The following is a 17774-nucleotide window of genomic DNA, read 5'->3' on the forward strand; positions in this document are numbered from 1 at the left end:
ATTCACATGTTAGAGTGGCATGCACGAAAGCACCCACCCGGCCGCCGAGCCGATCGCCCCGCCGCCCGAAGAAGCGATCGGCCAGCTGGCCGACCTGTTCCACCTGCTGGGTGATGCAACGCGTCTGCGCATCGTGCTGGCTTGCCTGACGCAGCCGACGGCCGTGGGCGACATCGCCAGCGCGCTGTCGCTGTCCAGTTCACTGGTCAGCCACCACCTGCGGCTGCTGCGCGCGGCCCGCATCGTCAAGGCCGAGCGTCAGGGCAAGCAAGTCTTTTACGCGGCTGCCGATGCCCACATCAGCAGCCTGCTTTCCACCATGTTCGAGCACATTGCCGAACCCGCCACCGGAATGGACGCATGAGCCAAGACCACAAGCACGACCACGGCCACGACCACGACCACGACCATGGTCACGAGCACAAGCACGATCACAAGCAAGAGAGCCATGACGACCACGATCATGGCCACGGCTTCGGTCATCACCATCACCACATGCCGTCCCCCGAAGGCAACGGGCGCGCTTTCGCGCTGGCGATCGGCCTGAACATGGCCTTCGTCATCATCGAATTCACCTACGGCTTCATCGCGCATTCGACGGCGCTGATGGCCGACGCCGGCCACAACCTGTCCGACGTGCTGGGCCTGGTGCTGGCGTGGGGCGCGGCCGTGCTGACCAAAAGCGTGCCCACCGGCCGCTACACCTACGGCCTGCGCGGCTCGTCAATCCTTGCGGCAATGGGCAACGGCCTGCTGTTGATGGTGGCGTGCGGTGCCATCGCCTGGGAAGCCGTGCAGCGCTTCGCCGAACCGGCGCCGGTGGCCGGGGCCACGGTGTCGATCGTTGCCGCCATCGGCGTCCTGATCAACGGCTTTTCGGCCTGGCTGTTCCTGGCCGGCAGCAAGGGCGACCTGAACATCCGCGGCGCCTACCTGCACATGGCGGCCGATGCGGCGCTGTCGCTGGGCGTGGCGATCTCGGGCCTGGTCATCCTGTTCTCGGGCTGGACCTGGATCGATCCGGCCGTCAGCCTGGTGATCGTGGTGGTGATCGTGCTGGGTACCTGGTCGCTGCTGCGCGAATCGGTGCAGCTGTCGATGGCGGCCGTGCCGCCCGGCGTGGATGCCGACAAGGTACGCGCCTTCCTGCTCGCGCAGCCCGGCGTGGCCGACCTGCACGACCTGCACATCTGGGCGCTGAGCACGACCGAGACGGCGCTGACGGCGCACGTCGTGATGCCCGCCGGGTATCCGGGCGACGCGGCGATCGATGCGATGGTGGACGGGTTAAGCGCGCAGTTCGCGATTCATCACTGCACGCTGCAGGTCGAGGAAGGCACGACCCATCATCACTGCACGCTGCACGGGCCTGCGCACTGAAAGACGGGTGTGGCGCGGAACCGGGCCACGCCAGGACCGCATTACTTCACGTTGAGCAGTTCGACGTCGAAGATCAGATCCGAGTCCGGCGGAATCATTCCGCCGCCCGCGCCACGCTTGCCGTAGGCCAGCGCGCTCGGGATGATCAACGTGCGCTTGCCGCCGACTTTCATGCCAGCCACGCCCTGCTCCCAGCCCTTGATCACGCGGCCCGCGCCCAGCTGGAATTCCAGCGGATCGCGCCCGTTGTCGAGCGACGAATCGAATTTGCGGCCGCGCTGCTGCTTGGCCAGCGGCTTGTGGAACCAGCCGGTGTAGTTGACGACGACATTGCTGCCCAGCGAGGCTTCCTTGCCCGTGCCGACCACGCGATCGACGATCTCGACCTGCGGCGCCTGGGTTTCAGCGGCAACCGGCGGCGTGACCGGGGCAACGGCAGGCGCAGTAGCTGGCTGCTGCGCTTCCGGCGGCTGGGTCGCGGGCTTGCTGGCGTCCTGTGCGCCTTCCTGGGCCTGGGCGCTGCCTGCAACCAGGAGCAGGGCGATGACTGCGGATCGACGAATCATGTGTGCTCTTCCATCAAAAGGTCGCAACCGGGAGGTTGCATCTGCACCTATGATAGCAAGGCAGCCTCAGCTTGCACAGTTTGCCCGGCCGTGGCAGCTGCCGCAGCCCGGGCATTGGCCGCCTCGGCCAGCCGGCGCAGCACCTGTCCGGCCGTCACCATGCCGAAGGTGGCGGTTACCACCATGCACGAACCGAAGCCGGCGCAGTTCAGCCCCGTGATGCCGCTGTCATCGATCTCGCAGGCGTCGCCCGTCTCCGGATACTGCAGCGGCTCCATCGAAAACACGGCGTCGATGTGGTACTTCTGCTTTTCGCCGCGCGAAAAACCGTATTGCGCGCGCAGCAGCTTGCGCACTTTTTTCAGCAGCGGCTCCTGCTCGGTGCGCGCCAGATCGCGGATCTCGACCTTGGTCGGATCGATCTGGCCGCCCGCGCCGCCCACGACCACGAGCGGCATCTGGTTGGCGCTGCACCAGGCGATCAGCGCCGCTTTCGGCTTGACGCTGTCAATCGCATCGACCACGTAGTCGAAGCCCTGATTGGCCACCAGCGTTTCGATGTTCTCCAGGTCGATGAAGTCCTCGACCAGCGTCACCTGGCAAAACGGATTGATCTCGGCGATGCGCTGGCGCAGCGCTTCGATCTTCGGCATGCCAATGGTCGACGTCAGGGCCTGGATCTGGCGGTTGATGTTCGATTCGGCCACGTTGTCGAGATCGATCAGGGTCAGGTGGCCGATGGCGCTGCGCGCCAGCGCTTCCACCACCCACGAACCGACGCCGCCCACGCCGATCACGCAAACGTGCGCCGCGCGGAAACGTTCCAGCGCAGGCTCACCATACAGGCGCCCGATGCCGCCGAAGCGGCGCGCAAAGTCGCCATCCTCCGTGGGCGTCGCCGCCGCCCCTTGCTCAAGTAATTGATTCATCCCGATATTGTAGCGGACAGGTCTTTCGCGACTACACTAGAATAATCGTTCGTCAACCAAATAACCTGCGTGTCTCCCACAGCCCAATGACCTCTCTCCTGCCCGACACCGCCCCCGATTTCTCCCAGCCGATCGCCGTGCTCAAGCATTGCCATGACCGCATCCGCAAACAACTGTCCACTCTCGAAAAGCTGCTGCCGCACCTGGCCGAACACGGCGTCGACAAGCAGGCGCGCGACGCCGCCGGCGCCGTGCTGCGCTACTTCGACAAGGCCGCGCACATGCACCACGACGACGAAGAGCAGGACCTGATCCCGATGCTGCGCGCCACCGCGCAGGGTGACGACGCCGCCACGCTGCAGGCGCTGGCGCCGACGATCGTGCAGGACCACAACGAGATGGACGCCCTGTGGCAAGACCTGCACGAGCAACTGAGGGCAATCGAAGCCGGCACTGGAACCATGCTCTCCAGCACGGCGGTCGAGCATTTCGTGGCCCGCTACACGGCGCACATGGCGCGCGAAGAAAGCACGCTGGCGCCGATGGCGCTGCGCCTGTTCTCGCTTGAACAGATGGCGCAACTGGGCCAGGCAATGCAGCGCCGCCGTGGCCTGCTGGCACCCGAGGCGTTTGACCAGCCGGTGGCATCGGCCACGGCATCGGCCACAACATCGGCCAAGACAGCCGGCGTCGGCCAGGCAGTGGCCGACCTGCGCCAGGATTACGGCCAGGCCAGCCTGAACGAAGACGATGTGCTGGACGACCCGATCGCGCAGTTCACGGCATGGTTCGAGCAGGCACTGGCAGCGCAAGTGAACGAGCCGAATGCGATGACGCTGGCAACCGTCGGCCCGGGCAACCGGCCGAGCTCGCGCATCGTGCTGATCAAGCAATTCGATCCGCGCGGCTTTACCTGGTACACCAATTACGACAGCCAGAAGGCGCAGGAACTGGGCGCCAACAACCAGGCTGCCCTGCTGTTCTTCTGGAGCGAACTCGAACGCCAGATCCGCATCGAAGGCCGCGTCGAAATGACCTCGAGCGAAGAAAGCGACCATTATTTCCGCAGTCGCCCGCTCAAGAGCCGGGTGGCGGCCATCGCTTCACAGCAGAGCAGCCCGATTGCAAGCCGCGCCGCGCTCGAAGCAAATTACGACGCCGTGGCGCAGGTTGCCGGCGACGATCCGGCGCGCCCTGCCAACTGGGGTGGTTTCCGCCTGGTGCCGGAGCGCATCGAGTTCTGGCAAGGCCGGCGCTCGCGCTTTCATGACCGGATCGTCTACCAGCGCCACCCGGACGGCAGCTGGACGCGTAGCCGTCTTCAGCCGTAGGGTGGGAGGCTAGGCCTCCCACGCGGTGATGGTTGGCAGCGAGATCATCCGGTGCTTGATCGGCACCGGTATCGATCACCGCGTGGATGGCGAAGCCATCCACGCTACCGGAGTCGTTCAGCAAACGTAGTACGAAACTTCGCCACTTTCGGCGCCACGACGAACGCGCAATAGCCCTGCAGCGGGTGTTGCGCGAAGTAATTCTGGTGGTAGTCCTCGGCCTTGAACCAGGTTTGCTGCGGCAACACTTGCGTCACCAGCGGCGCATCCCACACCATGGCCATCTCGGCCATCACGGTGTGCGCGACGGCGTCCTGCGCCGGCGACGTGGTGAAAATCACCGACCGGTATTGCGTGCCGACGTCATTGCCCTGACGATTCAAGGTCGTCGGATCGTGGATCGTGAAAAAGATCTCGAGAATGTCGTGATAGCTGATGACCGACGGATCAAATTCCAGGCGCACGACCTCGGCGTGGCCGGTGGTGCCGTTGCAGACGGCCTCGTAGGTCGGTTGATCGGCATGGCCGCCCATATAGCCCGATTCCACGCGCGTGACGCCGCGTGCTTCGAGAAACACTGCCTCGATACACCAGAAGCAGCCGCCCCCGAGGATGGCGACGTCGCCCGCTGTTTGCTCACTCATGATGGACCTTGCATTCTTAAAATTTCGATAAGCTTAATGTAGCGCAAAGCATGGCTTTTCGCTGTATTGACCCGCTGCCGATGTCCACAATCAGCATCCCGCCGCAGGCTTGGACGGGACGGTGGCATAATAAGCGCCACAGTTCCAGGAACACCATGAATACACTTTCTGACCGCGCCACCACACGCGGCTTCGATACGACCCATTTCCGCCAGGCGCTGTCGCAGTTTGCGACTGGCGTCACCGTGATTACCACCCGCCTGGCCGATGGCACCTTCCGTGGCCTGACGGCCAGCTCGTTCAACTCGGTCTCGCTCGATCCGCCGCTGGTGCTGTGGAGCCTGGGCGCCGCGGCCAACAGCATGCCGATCTTCAGCGGCAACTCGCACTATGTGATCAATGTGCTGTCCGCCGGCCAGGAAGACCTTGCCATGCGCTTTGCGCGTCGCGGCGAAAACCCGTTCGAGGGCGTCGACTACGAACTCTCGCGCACCGGCCTGCCGATCCTCAAGGGCGTGTCGGCCTGGTTCGAATGCCACAACCGCAGCCGCTACCCAGAAGGCGACCACGTCATCTTTGTCGGCGAGGTCGAAGAATGCCAGTTGCAAGCGCAGCCGGCGTTGATCTTCCACGGCGGCAAGTTCGGCAGCACCGCCAGTCAAAAATGAAAATGCTTGTCGCAGTTTGAATAGATCGGGCTGCGCCACGTTTCTATAATGGTCAGGTAACTTCTAACCAGAATTCAGAGACAGGATTTCCGATGACCCGTACCGACTCGCCCAAGAAAGCCGCTTTCCATTGGGATGACCCGCTGCTGCTGAACAGCCAGCTGACTGATGAAGAGCGCATGGTGCGCGACGCCACCGCTGCCTATTGCCAGGACAAGCTGCGCCCACGCGTGCTCGAGGCGTTTCGCCACGAGTCGATGGATGTGTCGATCTTCCGCGAAATGGGCGAACTGGGCCTGCTCGGTCCGACCATTCCCGAAGAATACGGCGGCCCGGCGATGGGGTACGTGGCCTACGGCCTGATCGCGCGCGAAGTCGAGCGCGTCGATTCCGGCTACCGCTCGATGATGAGCGTGCAGTCGTCGCTGGTCATGGTCCCGATCTTCGAATTCGGCAACGAAGCGACCAAGCAGAAATACCTGCCGAAGCTGGCCACCGGCGAATGGATCGGCTGCTTCGGCTTGACCGAGCCAAACCACGGCTCCGACCCTGGCTCGATGATTTCGCGCGCGCGCAAGGTCGAGGGTGGCTACAGCCTGTCCGGCGCCAAGATGTGGATCACCAACTCGCCCGTGGCCGACGTGTTCGTCGTGTGGGCGAAGGACGACGAAGGCGCGATCCGCGGCTTCGTGCTGGAAAAAGGCTGGAAGGGTTTGTCGGCCCCGGCGATCCACGGCAAATTTGGCCTGCGCGCGTCGGTCACCGGCGAAATCGTCATGGACAATGTGTTCTGCCCCGAAGAAAATGCGTTCCCCGACGTGCGCGGCCTGAAAGGCCCGTTCACCTGCCTGAATTCGGCCCGCTACGGCATCGCCTGGGGCGCGCTGGGCGCGGCCGAAGATTGCTGGCACACGGCGCGCCAGTACACGATGGATCGCCAGCAGTTCGGCAAACCGCTGGCGGCGAACCAGCTGGTGCAAAAGAAACTGGCCGACATGCAGACCGAAATCACGCTCGGCCTGCAGGGCTGCCTGCGCCTGGGCCGCATGAAGGACGAAGGCACGGCGGCGCCGGAAATCACGTCGATCATGAAGCGCAACTCGTGCGGCAAGTCGCTCGATATCGCCCGCGTGGCGCGCGACATGCTGGGTGGTAACGGCATTTCGGATGAGTTCGGCATCATTCGCCACATGGTCAACCTCGAGGTGGTCAACACCTACGAGGGCACGCACGACATCCACGCGCTGATTCTCGGCCGCGCACAGACCGGCATCGCCGCGTTCTGATCATGTAGTCTCCCACGGCGCGGCAATCGCCGCGCCGCTCAAGAACCATCCGCAATCTGCTCCTGCAACAGCGCCAGCATCGCCTGCGCCGCTGGCGTCAGCACGCCTTCGCTGCGCCGGACCACGCCGATCGAGCGGCGAATGACGGGATCGACCAGCTCACGCCGCACCAGCCCGGCGCTGGCAATCACATCGGCCGCCAGGCTCGGCAAGGCCGCCACACCCAGTTCCTCGACCACCATCGCGCCAATCGTGGCCAGGTGATCGACTTCAAAGGCCGGATAAAAATTGATTCCCGCCTGCAGCGCGGCCGCGTCCACGTATTGCCGCACGCTGGTATGGCGCGACATCGAAATATGCGGATACGGCAGCGTCTCGGGCAGGCGGATCGGGCCACTGTCGCGGCCCAGCGGATGCCCTGGCGCCGCCAGCAGGACGAATTCATCCGTTGTCAGCGGGATGTACTCCAGATCCTGGTAGGCCGGATTGGCGGCGGTGATGGCGAAATCGACGCGCCCCTGGCGCACCAGCTCGAACGCCGGTTCCGACAGTGTGTCGGCAAGCGACAGCGCGATGTCGGGATGGCGCGCATGAAAGACACGGAACAGGCGCGGCACGAGCCGCGCTGCCAGCGACGGCATCGCGGCCAATGCCACCCGCCCACGATGCAGCGCCGTCACGTCGCGCACGGCCGCGGCCGAGCGCTCGATATCGGCCAGCAATTGCTGGGCGTGCAGAACCAGCACCTCGCCGGCAGCACTCAAGGCGACCGAGCGCGTGGTGCGCGAAAACAGGCGACTGCCAAAGCCTTCCTCGAGACGACCGATGAGTGTCGAGAGGGCCGACTGTGACAGGCAGACCTGCTGCGCCGCCTTGCTGAAGCTGAGCGTGTCCGCCAGGGCAAGGAAGGCCCGCAATTCACGTGCTGATAGATTTATCTCCATAATCGATAAGTTTATAGAAAAAATGCGTTTCCCAGATAATTTGATGAAGCGCAAACTAAGTTCATTCTCTTCTCAAAAAAATGATGATGGAAAACTCGACACTTCCCAAGCCAGCGCAAGCGCTGGCCCTCGTCGCAGGTGGCGGCACGATGGGCGCCGACGTGGCCATCGTGCTGGCGCGTGCCGGCTGCCGCGCGATCGTGCTCGAACCTGGCGCCACGCGCCGCGACGCGCTCGATACCTATTTTGGTGACAACCTGCGCAAGCTGGGACTGGAACACAAGCGCGAGCGCATCACGACCTGCGCCAGCCTCGACGAACTCGACTGGCAAGCAATCGACCTGGTGATCGAGTGCATTCCAGAAAAGCTGGCACTCAAGCAGGCACTGTTTGCCGAGCTGGTCCAGCGCGCGCGCCCCGATACCCTGCTGTGCAGCAACAGCTCGAGCTTTCCGATTTCGGCCATCGGCGAACACCTGGAAAGCACCGAGCGCATGCTGGGCCTGCATTTCTTCATGCCAGCGCATCTGGTGCCGCTGGTCGAGGTGGTGCTCGGTGCGAATTCGTCGGGCGAGCTGGCCGAGGCGTTGATGGCCTTCATGCGTGCCTGCGGCATGGTGCCGGTGCTGGTACGCAAGGATCTGCCGGGCTTCCTGGCGAACCGCCTGCAGCACGCCCTCGCGCGCGAAGCATTTGCGCTGATCGACGCCGGCATTGCAACGGCCGAAGACGTCGACGCCGCGGTGCGCTTCGGCTTCGGCTTTCGCTACCTTGCGGCCGGCCCCGTGCTGCAGCGCGACCATGCCGGCATTGACGTGCACTTCCCGGCAGCCGCTACCATGTACCCGTCGCTGGCGGCCAACACCACGCCGGCCCGCGTGCTGGCGCAGCGCTACGACGCCGGCCACTACGGGATGAAGACGGGCGAAGGTTTTTATCGCTGGACGCCGGAAACCATTGCCGCCGAGCGCGCGCGTTACGATGGCCTGTTGATGGCCGGGTTGCGCCTGCTGGCGCCTGAACTGCCACAGATCGAGGACCAATGATCATGTCTGCCCCCCCTTCAGCGACGAACCGCCCGGCACCGCGCATCGCCCTGATCCACGCCCTGAGCCATTCGGTCGAGCCGATCAACGCCTTCATGGCCGAGCAATGGCCCGAGGCCACGCGCATGAATCTGCTCGACGATTCGCTGTCGGCCGACCTGGCACGATCCGGGCGTGGCCTCGACGCTGCGATGCACAAGCGCTTCGCCGATCTGGCCGATTACGCGCTTGGCAGCGGCGCCGAAGCGATCCTGTTTACCTGTTCCGCCTTTGGCCCTTGCATCGAAGCGGTGGCGCAGCGCTATCCGCATATTCCCGTGCTCAAGCCGAACCAGGCCATGATTGCCGATGCCGACGCCGGTCAGGCGGCCGGCCCGGTGGGTCTGATCGCAACGTTCGGCCCCACGCTGGCCTCGATGCCCCCGGAATTTCCGGCGCGCGTGGCACTGCGCTGCGCGCTGGCCGAAGGCGCGCTCGATGCGCTCAACCGGGGCGACGTCGAACTGCATGACGAGCTCATCGCAGACAGCGCACGCCGGCTGATCGACGACGGCTGCGCGACGATCGCACTGGCGCAATTCAGCATGGCGCGCGCGCATGACGCCTGTGTCCGTGCAGCCGGTGCGCCGGTGCTGACCACCGTGCACAGCGCCGTGCATGAACTGAAACGGCGCCTGGCGCAGCAGGCGCTCTGAGCGACAACGTACCACCCCACCAAAACAAAACAAGACAAACCGGAGACAAAGCATGCTCAAGAAGGTATTTCTCGCAACGCTGTTCATGACCCAGGCGCTCGCCGCCGGGGCCGCCGACGTGTATCCGTCCAAACCAATCCGCTTCGTCGTGCCCTACCCGCCAGGCGGGCCGACCGATGCCATGGCGCGCCTGATCCAGGGGCCGCTGCAGGCGAAGTTCAAGGTCCCGGTCATTATCGACAACCGGGGCGGCGCCGGCGGCAATATCGGGACCGGCATGGTGGCCAAGTCGACGCCGGACGGCTACACGATCCTGCTGGCGGCAAGCGGGCCGATGGCAGTGAACAAGACGCTGTACAAATCGATTCCGTTCGACCCGGAGAAGGATTTCGCCCCGGTGATCCAGATCTCGGCGTTTCCGCTGGTACTCGAAGTGCACCCTTCGGTCACGGTCAAGAACGTCAAGCAGTTCATTGCCATGGCAAAAGAGCATCCGGAGATGCTGAGCTTTGCCTCGGCCGGCAACGGCACCCCGCAGCACCTGGCGGGCGAACTGTTCAACACTGCGGTGGGCACCAGGCTGCAGCACGTCCCGTACAAGGGCGCCGGCCCGGCGCTGAACGATGTCCTCGGCGGGCACGTCAACGTCATGTTCGACATCCTGGGCAGCTCGGTCCAATATATCAAGACGGGCAAGCTGCATCCCATCGCCGTGACGACGGCCACGCGCGTCCCGAGCTTGCCGGACGTGCCGACCCTGGCCGAAGCGGGCTTGACCGGTTACAACGTCACGGGCTGGCACGGCATCGTGGCGCCTGCCGCCACGCCCAAGCCGGTGGTGATGCGCCTGAACCAGGCGCTCAACGAGATCTTCGCCGATCCGGTCTTCCGCAAGAAATGGGAAGACTTGGGCACGCCGGTCGTCGGCGGTACGCCGGAAGCGTTCGGCACCCTGATGCGCACCGAATCGGTCAAGCTGGGCAAAGTGGTCAAGGACGCGGGGGTGACGGTCGATTGACGCCGGGCGGGCGCCTGGACGGGCCCGTCGCCGGTGAGCGGGCGCCACCGGCCGCACGTCATCATGACGTCACATGCACTTCTTATCATCCCTTCAATTTTTCGCCTCACCACCATTGAAGGGTCTTGCATGCACCACGTCGTTCTTCGCCGTCTTCCGCTCGCCGCTGCCATCGGCGCCGCCCTTGCGCTGTCCGCGTGCGGTGGTTCCGACCACCATGACGACGCTCCCGCCGATGTCGCCATCGTCATCCCGGCCGCGCCAGCCGACCAGGGCGCGGCCGACACGGCGCCGGTGCCGACAGCGCTTGCCTTTGTCGACACCGCTGCCACCAACCAGCGCGGCGACGCGCGCTACGCCACATTGGCCACCAATGCCGGCGTGCGCGTGCTGGGCGGCATGCTTGCCATCTGGAAGCCTTCGACCGAACTCGTCGATGCAGGTCAGACGGCCCCGGCCGTTGACGGCTTCCCGGCCGTCGCCGCATCGAGCTGGACCGGCGTGCCGAACGATGGCACCAATGGCGGCACGATCGTCAACGCCGCCGTGCACAATGCCAACATCGATTACGTGGTCAAGGCCACCGCCAGCCGCACGGCCGAGCAGGCTCTGCTGGCGTATCTGGACGACCGCCGCGGCAAGGGCTACAGCGTGACCGGCGGCATGGGCCCGCTGACCGATGCGTGGCGCAGCGCTTCCCGCGCGACCACCACCATCAACGATATGCCGGCCGATGCCACCAAGGTCAAGTACGAAGATGGCGGCAACAACAACGGCGTCGGCGGCGCCGCCAATGCCGAATTCGGCAAGGTCGTCGACCTGGTCAATGCGATGGGCGGCAACGGTTCGACCGAGCCGGCCAAGCGCTTCTACAAGTACGCGCGCCCTTACCGCTGGAGCAGCGCGGTGCAGGTCGTGCCGCAACTCGAACCGGCCAAGAGCACGACACCGGGCACCGATGGCGGCTTTACCAGCGGCCACTCGGCCGAGGCGGTGCGCAACGCTGTCGCGATGGCCTATGTGCTGCCGGAACGCTACCAGGAACTGGTCGGCCGTGGCCTGGAACTGGGCGAGAGCCGCATCTACGCCGGCATGCACTCACCGCTGGACGTGATCAGTGGCCGCGTGCAGGCGCAAGCCGTCGCCGCCGCGAACCTGGTCGCTGCCGGTGCCGCCACGCGCGCTGCCGCCCGCGAGCAGGCCCAGAGCACGCTGATAAAGCTGACCGGCACGACCGCCAGCACCTTCCCGAGCTACGCCATCTCGGGCACGCCGGCGAACGACCGCTTTGCCGACTACGCGACCAGCAAAGCCAACTACCTGCGCCGCATGACCTACGGCCTGCCGCTGATCGGCTCGACCACCGCGCCGGCCGTCGTGCCGAAAGGTGCCGAAGTGCTGCTCGAAACGCGCCTGCCATACCTGACCGACGCGCAGCGCCGCGTGGTGCTGAAAACCACCGCGATCGGCTCGGGTTATCCGACGCTGGACGATGCTGAAGGCTGGGGCCGTCTGAATCTGTTCGCTGCGGCCGAGGGTTACGCAGTCTTCGCCGGCAACGTCGTGCTGAACATGGACGCGACCAAGGGTGGCTTCCACGCAGCGGACCGCTGGCGCAACGACATCACCGGCGCAGGCAAGCTGGTCAAGCAAGGCACGGGCACGTTGAAACTGGGCGGCAAGAATGCCTGGACCGGCGGCACGCAAGTGGACGCCGGTAGCCTCGAAGCGCTGTCGACGACGGCCTTCGGCACGGGTGACGTGTATGTGGCCGGCGGCGGCACCGTGATCAGCAACGCACCGGCCACGCTGGTCGTGGGCGGCAAGTACACGCAGCTGACCGGCGCGGCGCTGGAACTGCGCCTGGGCGCGGCCCAGGGCGGGCGCCTGAGCGTCACGGGCGCTGCCACCATCGGCGGCGGCACGCTGCGCATCAAGTTCCAGGACGGCGTCAAGCCGGCCGTGGGCGACACGCTCACCGTCATCAGTGCGGCAAGCCTGAAGGGCAAGTTCGAGACCATCACGGTTGACGGCTTTAGCGTGACGCCGACCTACACCGACACGGGACTGCAACTGCGCCTGGGTTCATAAGCACGGCGCAGGTTCTACGACAATGGGGCCGGGTTCGATGACGAACCCGGCCCCATTTTTTCGCCACGTTATTGCTGCAGCTTATTCGTCGAACTCTTCCGCCAGATTCTTCCAGCCACGGCTCTTGGCAAACGCGGAAAATTCTTCCGGCGCCTCGAGCACGATCAGTCGGCTCTCCTGCAGGCCCGGGTCGCTGTGGCCAAAATCAGGCCCCACATACCCAAGCGTGCGCAGGCGCTCGACGAGTTGACGCACCAGGACGGTGTCCTTGTAGGCATCCGGGTCGAGCTTGGCGGCGAACTCCACGTACACATCGATGATCCCGTAACCCTCGTCGAAAATGCGGATCGCCTTGACGTCGAGGGTACGGCCGTTGCTGTCCTTGGCCTGGAAGGCGCCGGACAGTTCAATATCGGTATCAGTAGTCATGGTGAAAGCATAGCACCGAGCCACGGGTTGCGTAGCGCACGTCAGAATCACGACCAGCTCCTTGCCTGGTTACACTTCCCATTGCAGCTTGAAGGTCAGCGAGCGGCTGCGCTCGTCCACCAGCGGCAGTTTGTCATCGACGATTCCCAGTGACACCGTGCGGCCGTGCCGCCACTGGTAGCGGTAGAGCAGCGAGCGGTGTACCTGGCGGTCGTTCCATGCCTCGAGCTGCGTCACGCCATCGTCGCGCCGTGCGGCCCAGGTGTTCTGCGCCAGCAGCCGCACCGAATCGCGCGGGCTGAAATGGACGATGGCCAGCGCGCGCCAGGCCGTGTCGGAAAACGCCGGCTGGCCCAGTGTGCCCTGGACCCAGGCGCGGTTGACGTGGTTGTCGAGCTCGAGGGACCAGCCGCGCGGCAAGGGAAAGCGCAAGCCCACGTCCAGGATCACGTTCCCGCCCGGTCCCACGCGGTCGGCATCGGCGTCCAGCTGGCGCCCCAGCGCCGCTTCCAGCGCGATCTTCGAGATCCATGGTGCGGGCGTCGTTTCGATGCCGACATTGATGACGCGCGTATCGTGCAGGCGCCCCAGGGGCCGCGCGCGCTGGCGGTCGAAGCCCAGCTCGGCCCATAGATTCGTGCGTCGGGTCGCGGCCAGCCAGACGCCGGGACGCAGCTTGCGCTCAACCGTCTCGCCCCCGGCCTGGCCCGTCACCCGATCGGCCAGCGTGCGCATCTCGTGCAGGACCAGGTAGGTCTCGAACTCGTACAGCTCGATCCCGCCCAAGGATTGCGGCCCGAGGATGCGGTTGATCGAACCGGTGGCGCGGGCGATGCCCGCCTGCGGCACGAAGCCGTTGTCATTGACGAAGCCGGGCGCGATCGCTTCGACCTCGGCCTCGTACCACCAGCGCTCGGACTTGCGCAGGGATTTGCCCCACAGGTAGCCGCCCGAGCGCCCCGCCACCCGCGCCGCCACATCGGCGTCGACAAAGCCCGCCGTCGTGCGCGACACCATCGCCACGCCGGACAGTTGCCGCTGTACGCCATCGTCCCCCTCGCCGCGCCACTGCGCATCAACGCCGACGACATCATTGCCGCCGAAGCGGTGGTAATCGCGCTGCGAGGCAAACGCGCCCAGCAGCAAGCCTTCCCCGTGCCAGCGCGCGCGCACCAGGCTCGCGACCGTCCGCATGGTCTGGCCGTATTCCAGTGTTTCATACGGCTTGCCGCGCAGGATCAGGCCACCCGGCTCGTCGCGCAGGCTCATCGCCGTGGCGTCGGCCTGCGCCGCGCGCCAGGTTGCGCGCAGGCCGTATTCGGGATCGTTCACCGTGCGCGAATAAAAGGCCGGCAGCGGAAGGCCAAGCACGTCCGCGCTCTCCAGAAAGAACCCGCGCTTCTCGGGCAGCGAGAGCGCGATATTGCCGGCGCCCTGCGACACCGGCTCGTCGATCTCGACCTGCGAATAATCAGGATTGATGGTGGCATTGAAGACCCAGTCGGCGCGCGGACGGGCGTTGATCTCCAGGCCCAGTTCGGCCTGGCTGCCGCGCGTGCGCGTCCCCGGCATGGCGGCACGTTCGCTGCGCACCGTCAGTTCGGGGCGCAGCTCGAGGAAGCTGCGGTCGCGCACCGCTTGCACGGTGGTCTCCATGCCGTCGATCTCCTGCAGGAAGCTCAGGTGGCTGAGCGCGTCGATGCGAAATGGCGCCGTCACGAGCAGCATGCCGTCGGCATGCGGGATGCTGCGCTCGACCATCAGGCGCCAGTTGCGACCATCGGCGTAGGGAAAGCGCAGGCTCGACAGCGGCCAGCGCACTTCCATGCTGTAGCCGTCGGGCAGGATGGTCACGGCCGTCTCGACCGGAAAATCCGGCCCCAGATCGGATTCGTCATCCTCGGCGCGATGGATGCCGTCGCTGACCACACCGGCCGTGTTGATGCGCACGAACTGGGCATTACGGCCATGGCCGGCCGGGTCGATCCAGATACCGATGAAATCCTGGTCGGCGGCGACCTTGTCACGCCGCGCCAGCAGACCCCGGCGCAGGTGCGGCGCGTCGTCCCAAGCGCGGATACCGAACACCAGCGCGGTGTCGTCGACCAGCAATTGCACACTGGTCTTCAATGCGCCAGGCGCAGGCGTGCCGTCGCGCGGCTGGTGCTTGTGGAAGTCCTGGTAGACGGGCGCGCCGCGCCATGCGGGGTCATCCAGGGCGCCGTTGATCGTCGGCGTGTCGCCGGCAGCAATGCGCAGCGCGCGCAGGCCGCCACCATGCGCATCGCGCGCATACAGGGCAGCACAGAGGAACAGACCGAGACAGGCAAACGAGGCGGGAGACATGCGTGGCGCCGTAAAAGGGAGCCGACAAGTCTAGCATGCGGCTTGCCAAAGAGAACACTTTTTGGGCAGCGGATGCTGCGTTCCCATGGTCAACTGCGCCCCTCGATTGTGAGAATCTGGCAAGGTGGCTTCACGTTCCGTGGCAAACCGAATGCATCTGATGACGATTCGTCTTGCCGTTCGTACTTGGCACTTCCTACCGGCCCGATTTGCGCTACCATCGAATGCATGTTGCATGTCGCATGGCCTGCACGGGCCGGCGCGATTCACGGCAGAGGCATGATGAGCTTGACGCAACCCATATCCGATCCGTCCGCATCCACTCGCAGCGATGCCTTGTCGCTCGACCTGCTGCTGAGTAATCTGCCGGGCGCGGCGTACCGCTGTCGCAATGACAGCGAGTGGAGCATGGTGTTCATCAGCGACGGCATCGAAAAAGTGAGCGGCTATTCGGCTGCAGCGTTCACCGGTCAACCGGGCCTGTCGTTTGCGAGCATCATCCTGCCGGAAGACCGCGACCAGATGCATGCGGCAGTGGCGATCGCACTGGCCCAGAACCAGCCGTTCCAAGTCACTTACCGGATTCGCACTGCCGAGGGGCACATTCGCTGGATCTGGGAACAAGGGGCGCTGAACCGGCAGGCCGGGATGCTCGAAGGCTTCCTGGCCGATTTCACACGGGTCAAGCACGCCGATCTGGTCATGCTCGAGCAGGCGTCGTTTCTGCAGCGGGCGCGCGACGCGATCATCGCGATGGACATGCTCTCGCGCATCAGCTACTGGAACCATGGCGCCGAGCGCCTGTACGGCTGGAGTGCACAGGAAGCGGTCGGCAAGCGGTTTGGCGAGCTGCTGTGCGACGAACAGGCGCACTACGAAACCGCCTTTGCGCACACACTGGCCAATGGGGAATGGTCTGGCGAACTGGCGCATGTGCGGCGCGACGGCTCGACGGTCGATACCGACACCCGCTGGACCTTGCTGGCGCCCGATGCCGTGCCGGGCACGAGCCAGAAGATCCTGGTGATCGGCACCGACATCAGCGAGCGCAAATCCAGCGAAGCGCGGATCTTCCGGCTGGCGTTCTTCGACCATCTCACCGACCTGCCCAACCGCGCCAACCTGCTCGACCAGCTGCGCCGCGCGCTGCTCGGCAGCGCCCGCAACGGCAAGTGCGGCGCGCTGATGTTCTGCGACCTCGACAACTTCAAGTACCTCAACGACAGCCAGGGCCACGCCGCTGGCGACCTGCTGCTGCAGGCAGTGGCGCGCCGGCTCGAAGGCTGCGTGCGCGACACCGACATGGTGGCGCGCCTGGGCGGCGACGAGTTCGTGGTGCTGATCCGGCCCGTCGAGGATTCGCGCGCTGTGGCTGCGGCGCAGGCCGAGACGATTGCCAAAAAAGTGGTCGCGGCGCTGGCGGCGCCGTTCCAGTTGGGCGAGCTGCATTACACGCTGTCGGTCAGCGTTGGCGTGGTCACGCTGTGCGGCTTGCACGACACGGTCGAATCGACCTTGCGCCAGGCCGACGCCGCGATGTACCAGGCCAAGGCGGCCGGGCGCAACACGTTTCGCTTTCACGATCCGGCGGTGCAGGCCGCGTGGCTGGCGCGCGCCGAACTCGAAAGCGGCTTGCGGCGCGCGCTGCAGCACCACGAATTCATGCTGCACTACCAGCCGCAACTCGACGGCTCGGGGCACGTGATCGGGGCCGAAGCGCTGCTGCGCTGGCGCCAGCCCGATGGCAAGGTCCTGCTACCGGCCGAGTTCATCCGCATCGCCGAAGAAAGCGGACTCATCATCGAGATCGGCGCCTGGGTCATGCGCACCGCCTGCCACGAGCTGGCGCGCTGGCAGCGCCAGCCCGCAACGGCCGGCCTCACGCTGTCGGTGAACGTCAGCGCGAGCCAGTTCACCGAACCGGATTTCGTCACGCTGCTGGCGACGATTTTTGCCGAGACGGACGTGCAGCCGTCAGGGCTGCGACTGGAGCTGACCGAAAGCCTGGTGGTGACCGATTTCACGCTGACCGCGCAGACAATGGCCACGCTCAAACGGCAGGGTCTCTCGTTTTCGCTGGACGACTTCGGCACCGGCTACTCGTCGCTGGCCTACCTGCGCAAGCTGCCACTCGACCAGCTCAAGATCGACCGCTCGTTCATGCGCGACGTCCTCACCGACCAGAACGACGCCTCGATCGTGCGCTCGATCATCGCGCTGGGCGACAGCCTGGGCCTGCAGGTGATTGCCGAAGGCGTGGAAACAGCGGGGCAGCGCCAGTTTTTGGCCAACGCAGGCTGCCATCTCTATCAGGGCTTCCTGTACCAGCGGGCGGTGAGTGGCGACACATTCACGCAGTACGCGACAGACGTGCACTGAGAGCGCCGTGCATGTCCCCGTG

At 65.3% G+C, this 17774-nt stretch carries 16 protein-coding genes; 10 read left to right on the forward strand and 6 right to left on the reverse strand.

All coding sequences use genetic code 11. The features are described 5' to 3' along the window. Nucleotides 1–19: 19 nt before the first annotated feature. Nucleotides 20–364 (forward strand): metalloregulator ArsR/SmtB family transcription factor, encoded by a 345-nt coding sequence (locus tag RCH14_RS11360; RefSeq protein WP_343026224.1) that lies wholly within the window; start codon nt 20–22, stop codon nt 362–364. Beyond that, complete coding sequence (locus tag RCH14_RS11365; RefSeq protein ID WP_343026225.1) at nt 361–1380, forward strand: cation diffusion facilitator family transporter; 1020 nt, start codon at nt 361–363, stop codon at nt 1378–1380. The genes RCH14_RS11360 and RCH14_RS11365 overlap by 4 nt, the downstream gene beginning before the upstream one ends. Before the next feature lie 41 nt (nt 1381–1421). Here RCH14_RS11365 and RCH14_RS11370 read toward each other — a convergent pair whose 3' ends face one another. Together RCH14_RS11370 and tcdA are read right to left on the reverse strand one after the other, a co-directional pair. Then, entirely contained in the window at nt 1422–1946 is a 525-nt protein-coding gene (locus tag RCH14_RS11370) for an FKBP-type peptidyl-prolyl cis-trans isomerase (RefSeq protein ID WP_343026226.1), read from the reverse strand. A gap of 47 nt (nt 1947–1993) precedes the next feature. Continuing rightward, a complete protein-coding gene (gene tcdA, locus RCH14_RS11375; protein ID WP_343026227.1) occupies nt 1994–2875 on the reverse strand; it encodes a tRNA cyclic N6-threonylcarbamoyladenosine(37) synthase TcdA in 882 nt (293 codons plus the stop codon). A gap of 86 nt (nt 2876–2961) precedes the next feature. On the opposite strand from tcdA, the gene pdxH reads away from it, so the two are divergent. Then, entirely contained in the window at nt 2962–4206 is a 1245-nt protein-coding gene (gene pdxH / locus RCH14_RS11380; RefSeq protein ID WP_343026228.1) for a pyridoxamine 5'-phosphate oxidase, read from the forward strand. Nucleotides 4207–4310: 104 nt separating this feature from the next. Here pdxH and msrA read toward each other — a convergent pair whose 3' ends face one another. Further along, nucleotides 4311–4850, reverse strand: coding sequence for a peptide-methionine (S)-S-oxide reductase MsrA (msrA, locus tag RCH14_RS11385; protein WP_343026229.1), 540 nt, complete (start codon nt 4848–4850; stop codon nt 4311–4313). A gap of 155 nt (nt 4851–5005) precedes the next feature. On the opposite strand from msrA, the gene RCH14_RS11390 reads away from it, so the two are divergent. Continuing rightward, the gene (locus tag RCH14_RS11390; protein ID WP_343026230.1) at nt 5006–5518 is read left to right on the forward strand and encodes a flavin reductase family protein; all 513 of its coding nucleotides are present in this window, start codon (nt 5006–5008) and stop codon (nt 5516–5518) included. Between the two features lie 92 nt (nt 5519–5610). Then, nucleotides 5611–6804, forward strand: coding sequence for an acyl-CoA dehydrogenase (locus RCH14_RS11395; protein WP_343026231.1), 1194 nt, complete (start codon nt 5611–5613; stop codon nt 6802–6804). A gap of 38 nt (nt 6805–6842) precedes the next feature. Here the strand turns inward: RCH14_RS11395 and RCH14_RS11400 are convergent, their stop codons facing one another. After that, a complete protein-coding gene (locus tag RCH14_RS11400) occupies nt 6843–7721 on the reverse strand; it encodes a LysR family transcriptional regulator (RefSeq protein ID WP_343026232.1) in 879 nt (292 codons plus the stop codon). A gap of 107 nt (nt 7722–7828) precedes the next feature. Here RCH14_RS11400 and RCH14_RS11405 point away from each other — a divergent pair, with 107 nt between their 5' ends. From RCH14_RS11405 to RCH14_RS11420, 4 genes are all read left to right on the forward strand, one after another. Next, a complete protein-coding gene (locus tag RCH14_RS11405) occupies nt 7829–8794 on the forward strand; it encodes a 3-hydroxyacyl-CoA dehydrogenase family protein (RefSeq protein ID WP_407070070.1) in 966 nt (321 codons plus the stop codon). A 2-nt stretch (nt 8795–8796) separates the two neighbouring features. Continuing rightward, nucleotides 8797–9489 (forward strand): aspartate/glutamate racemase family protein, encoded by a 693-nt coding sequence (locus RCH14_RS11410; RefSeq protein ID WP_343026233.1) that lies wholly within the window; start codon nt 8797–8799, stop codon nt 9487–9489. A 52-nt stretch (nt 9490–9541) separates the two neighbouring features. Next, nucleotides 9542–10507, forward strand: coding sequence for a tripartite tricarboxylate transporter substrate binding protein (locus RCH14_RS11415; protein WP_343026234.1), 966 nt, complete (start codon nt 9542–9544; stop codon nt 10505–10507). A gap of 129 nt (nt 10508–10636) precedes the next feature. Next, nucleotides 10637–12598: a phosphatase PAP2 family protein gene (locus tag RCH14_RS11420; RefSeq protein WP_343026235.1), complete on the forward strand. Its 1962-nt coding sequence runs from the start codon at nt 10637–10639 to the stop codon at nt 12596–12598. Between the two features lie 81 nt (nt 12599–12679). Here the strand turns inward: RCH14_RS11420 and RCH14_RS11425 are convergent, their stop codons facing one another. Together RCH14_RS11425 and RCH14_RS11430 are read right to left on the reverse strand one after the other, a co-directional pair. After that, the gene (locus RCH14_RS11425; RefSeq protein ID WP_343026236.1) at nt 12680–13027 is read right to left on the reverse strand and encodes a hypothetical protein; all 348 of its coding nucleotides are present in this window, start codon (nt 13025–13027) and stop codon (nt 12680–12682) included. A 69-nt stretch (nt 13028–13096) separates the two neighbouring features. Beyond that, entirely contained in the window at nt 13097–15373 is a 2277-nt protein-coding gene (locus RCH14_RS11430; protein ID WP_343026237.1) for a hypothetical protein, read from the reverse strand. A 282-nt stretch (nt 15374–15655) separates the two neighbouring features. On the opposite strand from RCH14_RS11430, the gene RCH14_RS11435 reads away from it, so the two are divergent. Further along, nucleotides 15656–17752 (forward strand): EAL domain-containing protein, encoded by a 2097-nt coding sequence (locus tag RCH14_RS11435; RefSeq protein ID WP_343026432.1) that lies wholly within the window; start codon nt 15656–15658, stop codon nt 17750–17752. The last annotated feature ends 22 nt before the right edge of the window (nt 17753–17774 follow it).

It is taken from the genome of Massilia sp. MP_M2 (assembly GCF_039123635.1).
Classification (GTDB): domain Bacteria; phylum Pseudomonadota; class Gammaproteobacteria; order Burkholderiales; family Burkholderiaceae_D; genus Telluria.

Excerpts from the sequence above, each read along its gene's own strand:
- RCH14_RS11360 (WP_343026224.1), top strand. The coding sequence starts at position 20 with ATGCACGAAAGCACCCACCCGGCCGCCGAGCCGATCGCCCCGCCGCCC.
- RCH14_RS11365 (WP_343026225.1), top strand. The coding sequence starts at position 361 with ATGAGCCAAGACCACAAGCACGACCACGGCCACGACCACGACCACGAC.
- RCH14_RS11370 (WP_343026226.1), bottom strand. The coding sequence starts at position 1,946 with ATGATTCGTCGATCCGCAGTCATCGCCCTGCTCCTGGTTGCAGGCAGC.
- tcdA (WP_343026227.1), bottom strand. The coding sequence starts at position 2,875 with ATGAATCAATTACTTGAGCAAGGGGCGGCGGCGACGCCCACGGAGGAT.
- pdxH (WP_343026228.1), top strand. The coding sequence starts at position 2,962 with ATGACCTCTCTCCTGCCCGACACCGCCCCCGATTTCTCCCAGCCGATC.
- msrA (WP_343026229.1), bottom strand. The coding sequence starts at position 4,850 with ATGAGTGAGCAAACAGCGGGCGACGTCGCCATCCTCGGGGGCGGCTGC.
- RCH14_RS11390 (WP_343026230.1), top strand. The coding sequence starts at position 5,006 with ATGAATACACTTTCTGACCGCGCCACCACACGCGGCTTCGATACGACC.
- RCH14_RS11395 (WP_343026231.1), top strand. The coding sequence starts at position 5,611 with ATGACCCGTACCGACTCGCCCAAGAAAGCCGCTTTCCATTGGGATGAC.
- RCH14_RS11405 (WP_407070070.1), top strand. The coding sequence starts at position 7,829 with ATGATGATGGAAAACTCGACACTTCCCAAGCCAGCGCAAGCGCTGGCC.
- RCH14_RS11410 (WP_343026233.1), top strand. The coding sequence starts at position 8,797 with ATGTCTGCCCCCCCTTCAGCGACGAACCGCCCGGCACCGCGCATCGCC.
- RCH14_RS11415 (WP_343026234.1), top strand. The coding sequence starts at position 9,542 with ATGCTCAAGAAGGTATTTCTCGCAACGCTGTTCATGACCCAGGCGCTC.
- RCH14_RS11420 (WP_343026235.1), top strand. The coding sequence starts at position 10,637 with ATGCACCACGTCGTTCTTCGCCGTCTTCCGCTCGCCGCTGCCATCGGC.
- RCH14_RS11425 (WP_343026236.1), bottom strand. The coding sequence starts at position 13,027 with ATGACTACTGATACCGATATTGAACTGTCCGGCGCCTTCCAGGCCAAG.
- RCH14_RS11430 (WP_343026237.1), bottom strand. The coding sequence starts at position 15,373 with ATGTCTCCCGCCTCGTTTGCCTGTCTCGGTCTGTTCCTCTGTGCTGCC.
- RCH14_RS11435 (WP_343026432.1), top strand. The coding sequence starts at position 15,656 with ATGAGCTTGACGCAACCCATATCCGATCCGTCCGCATCCACTCGCAGC.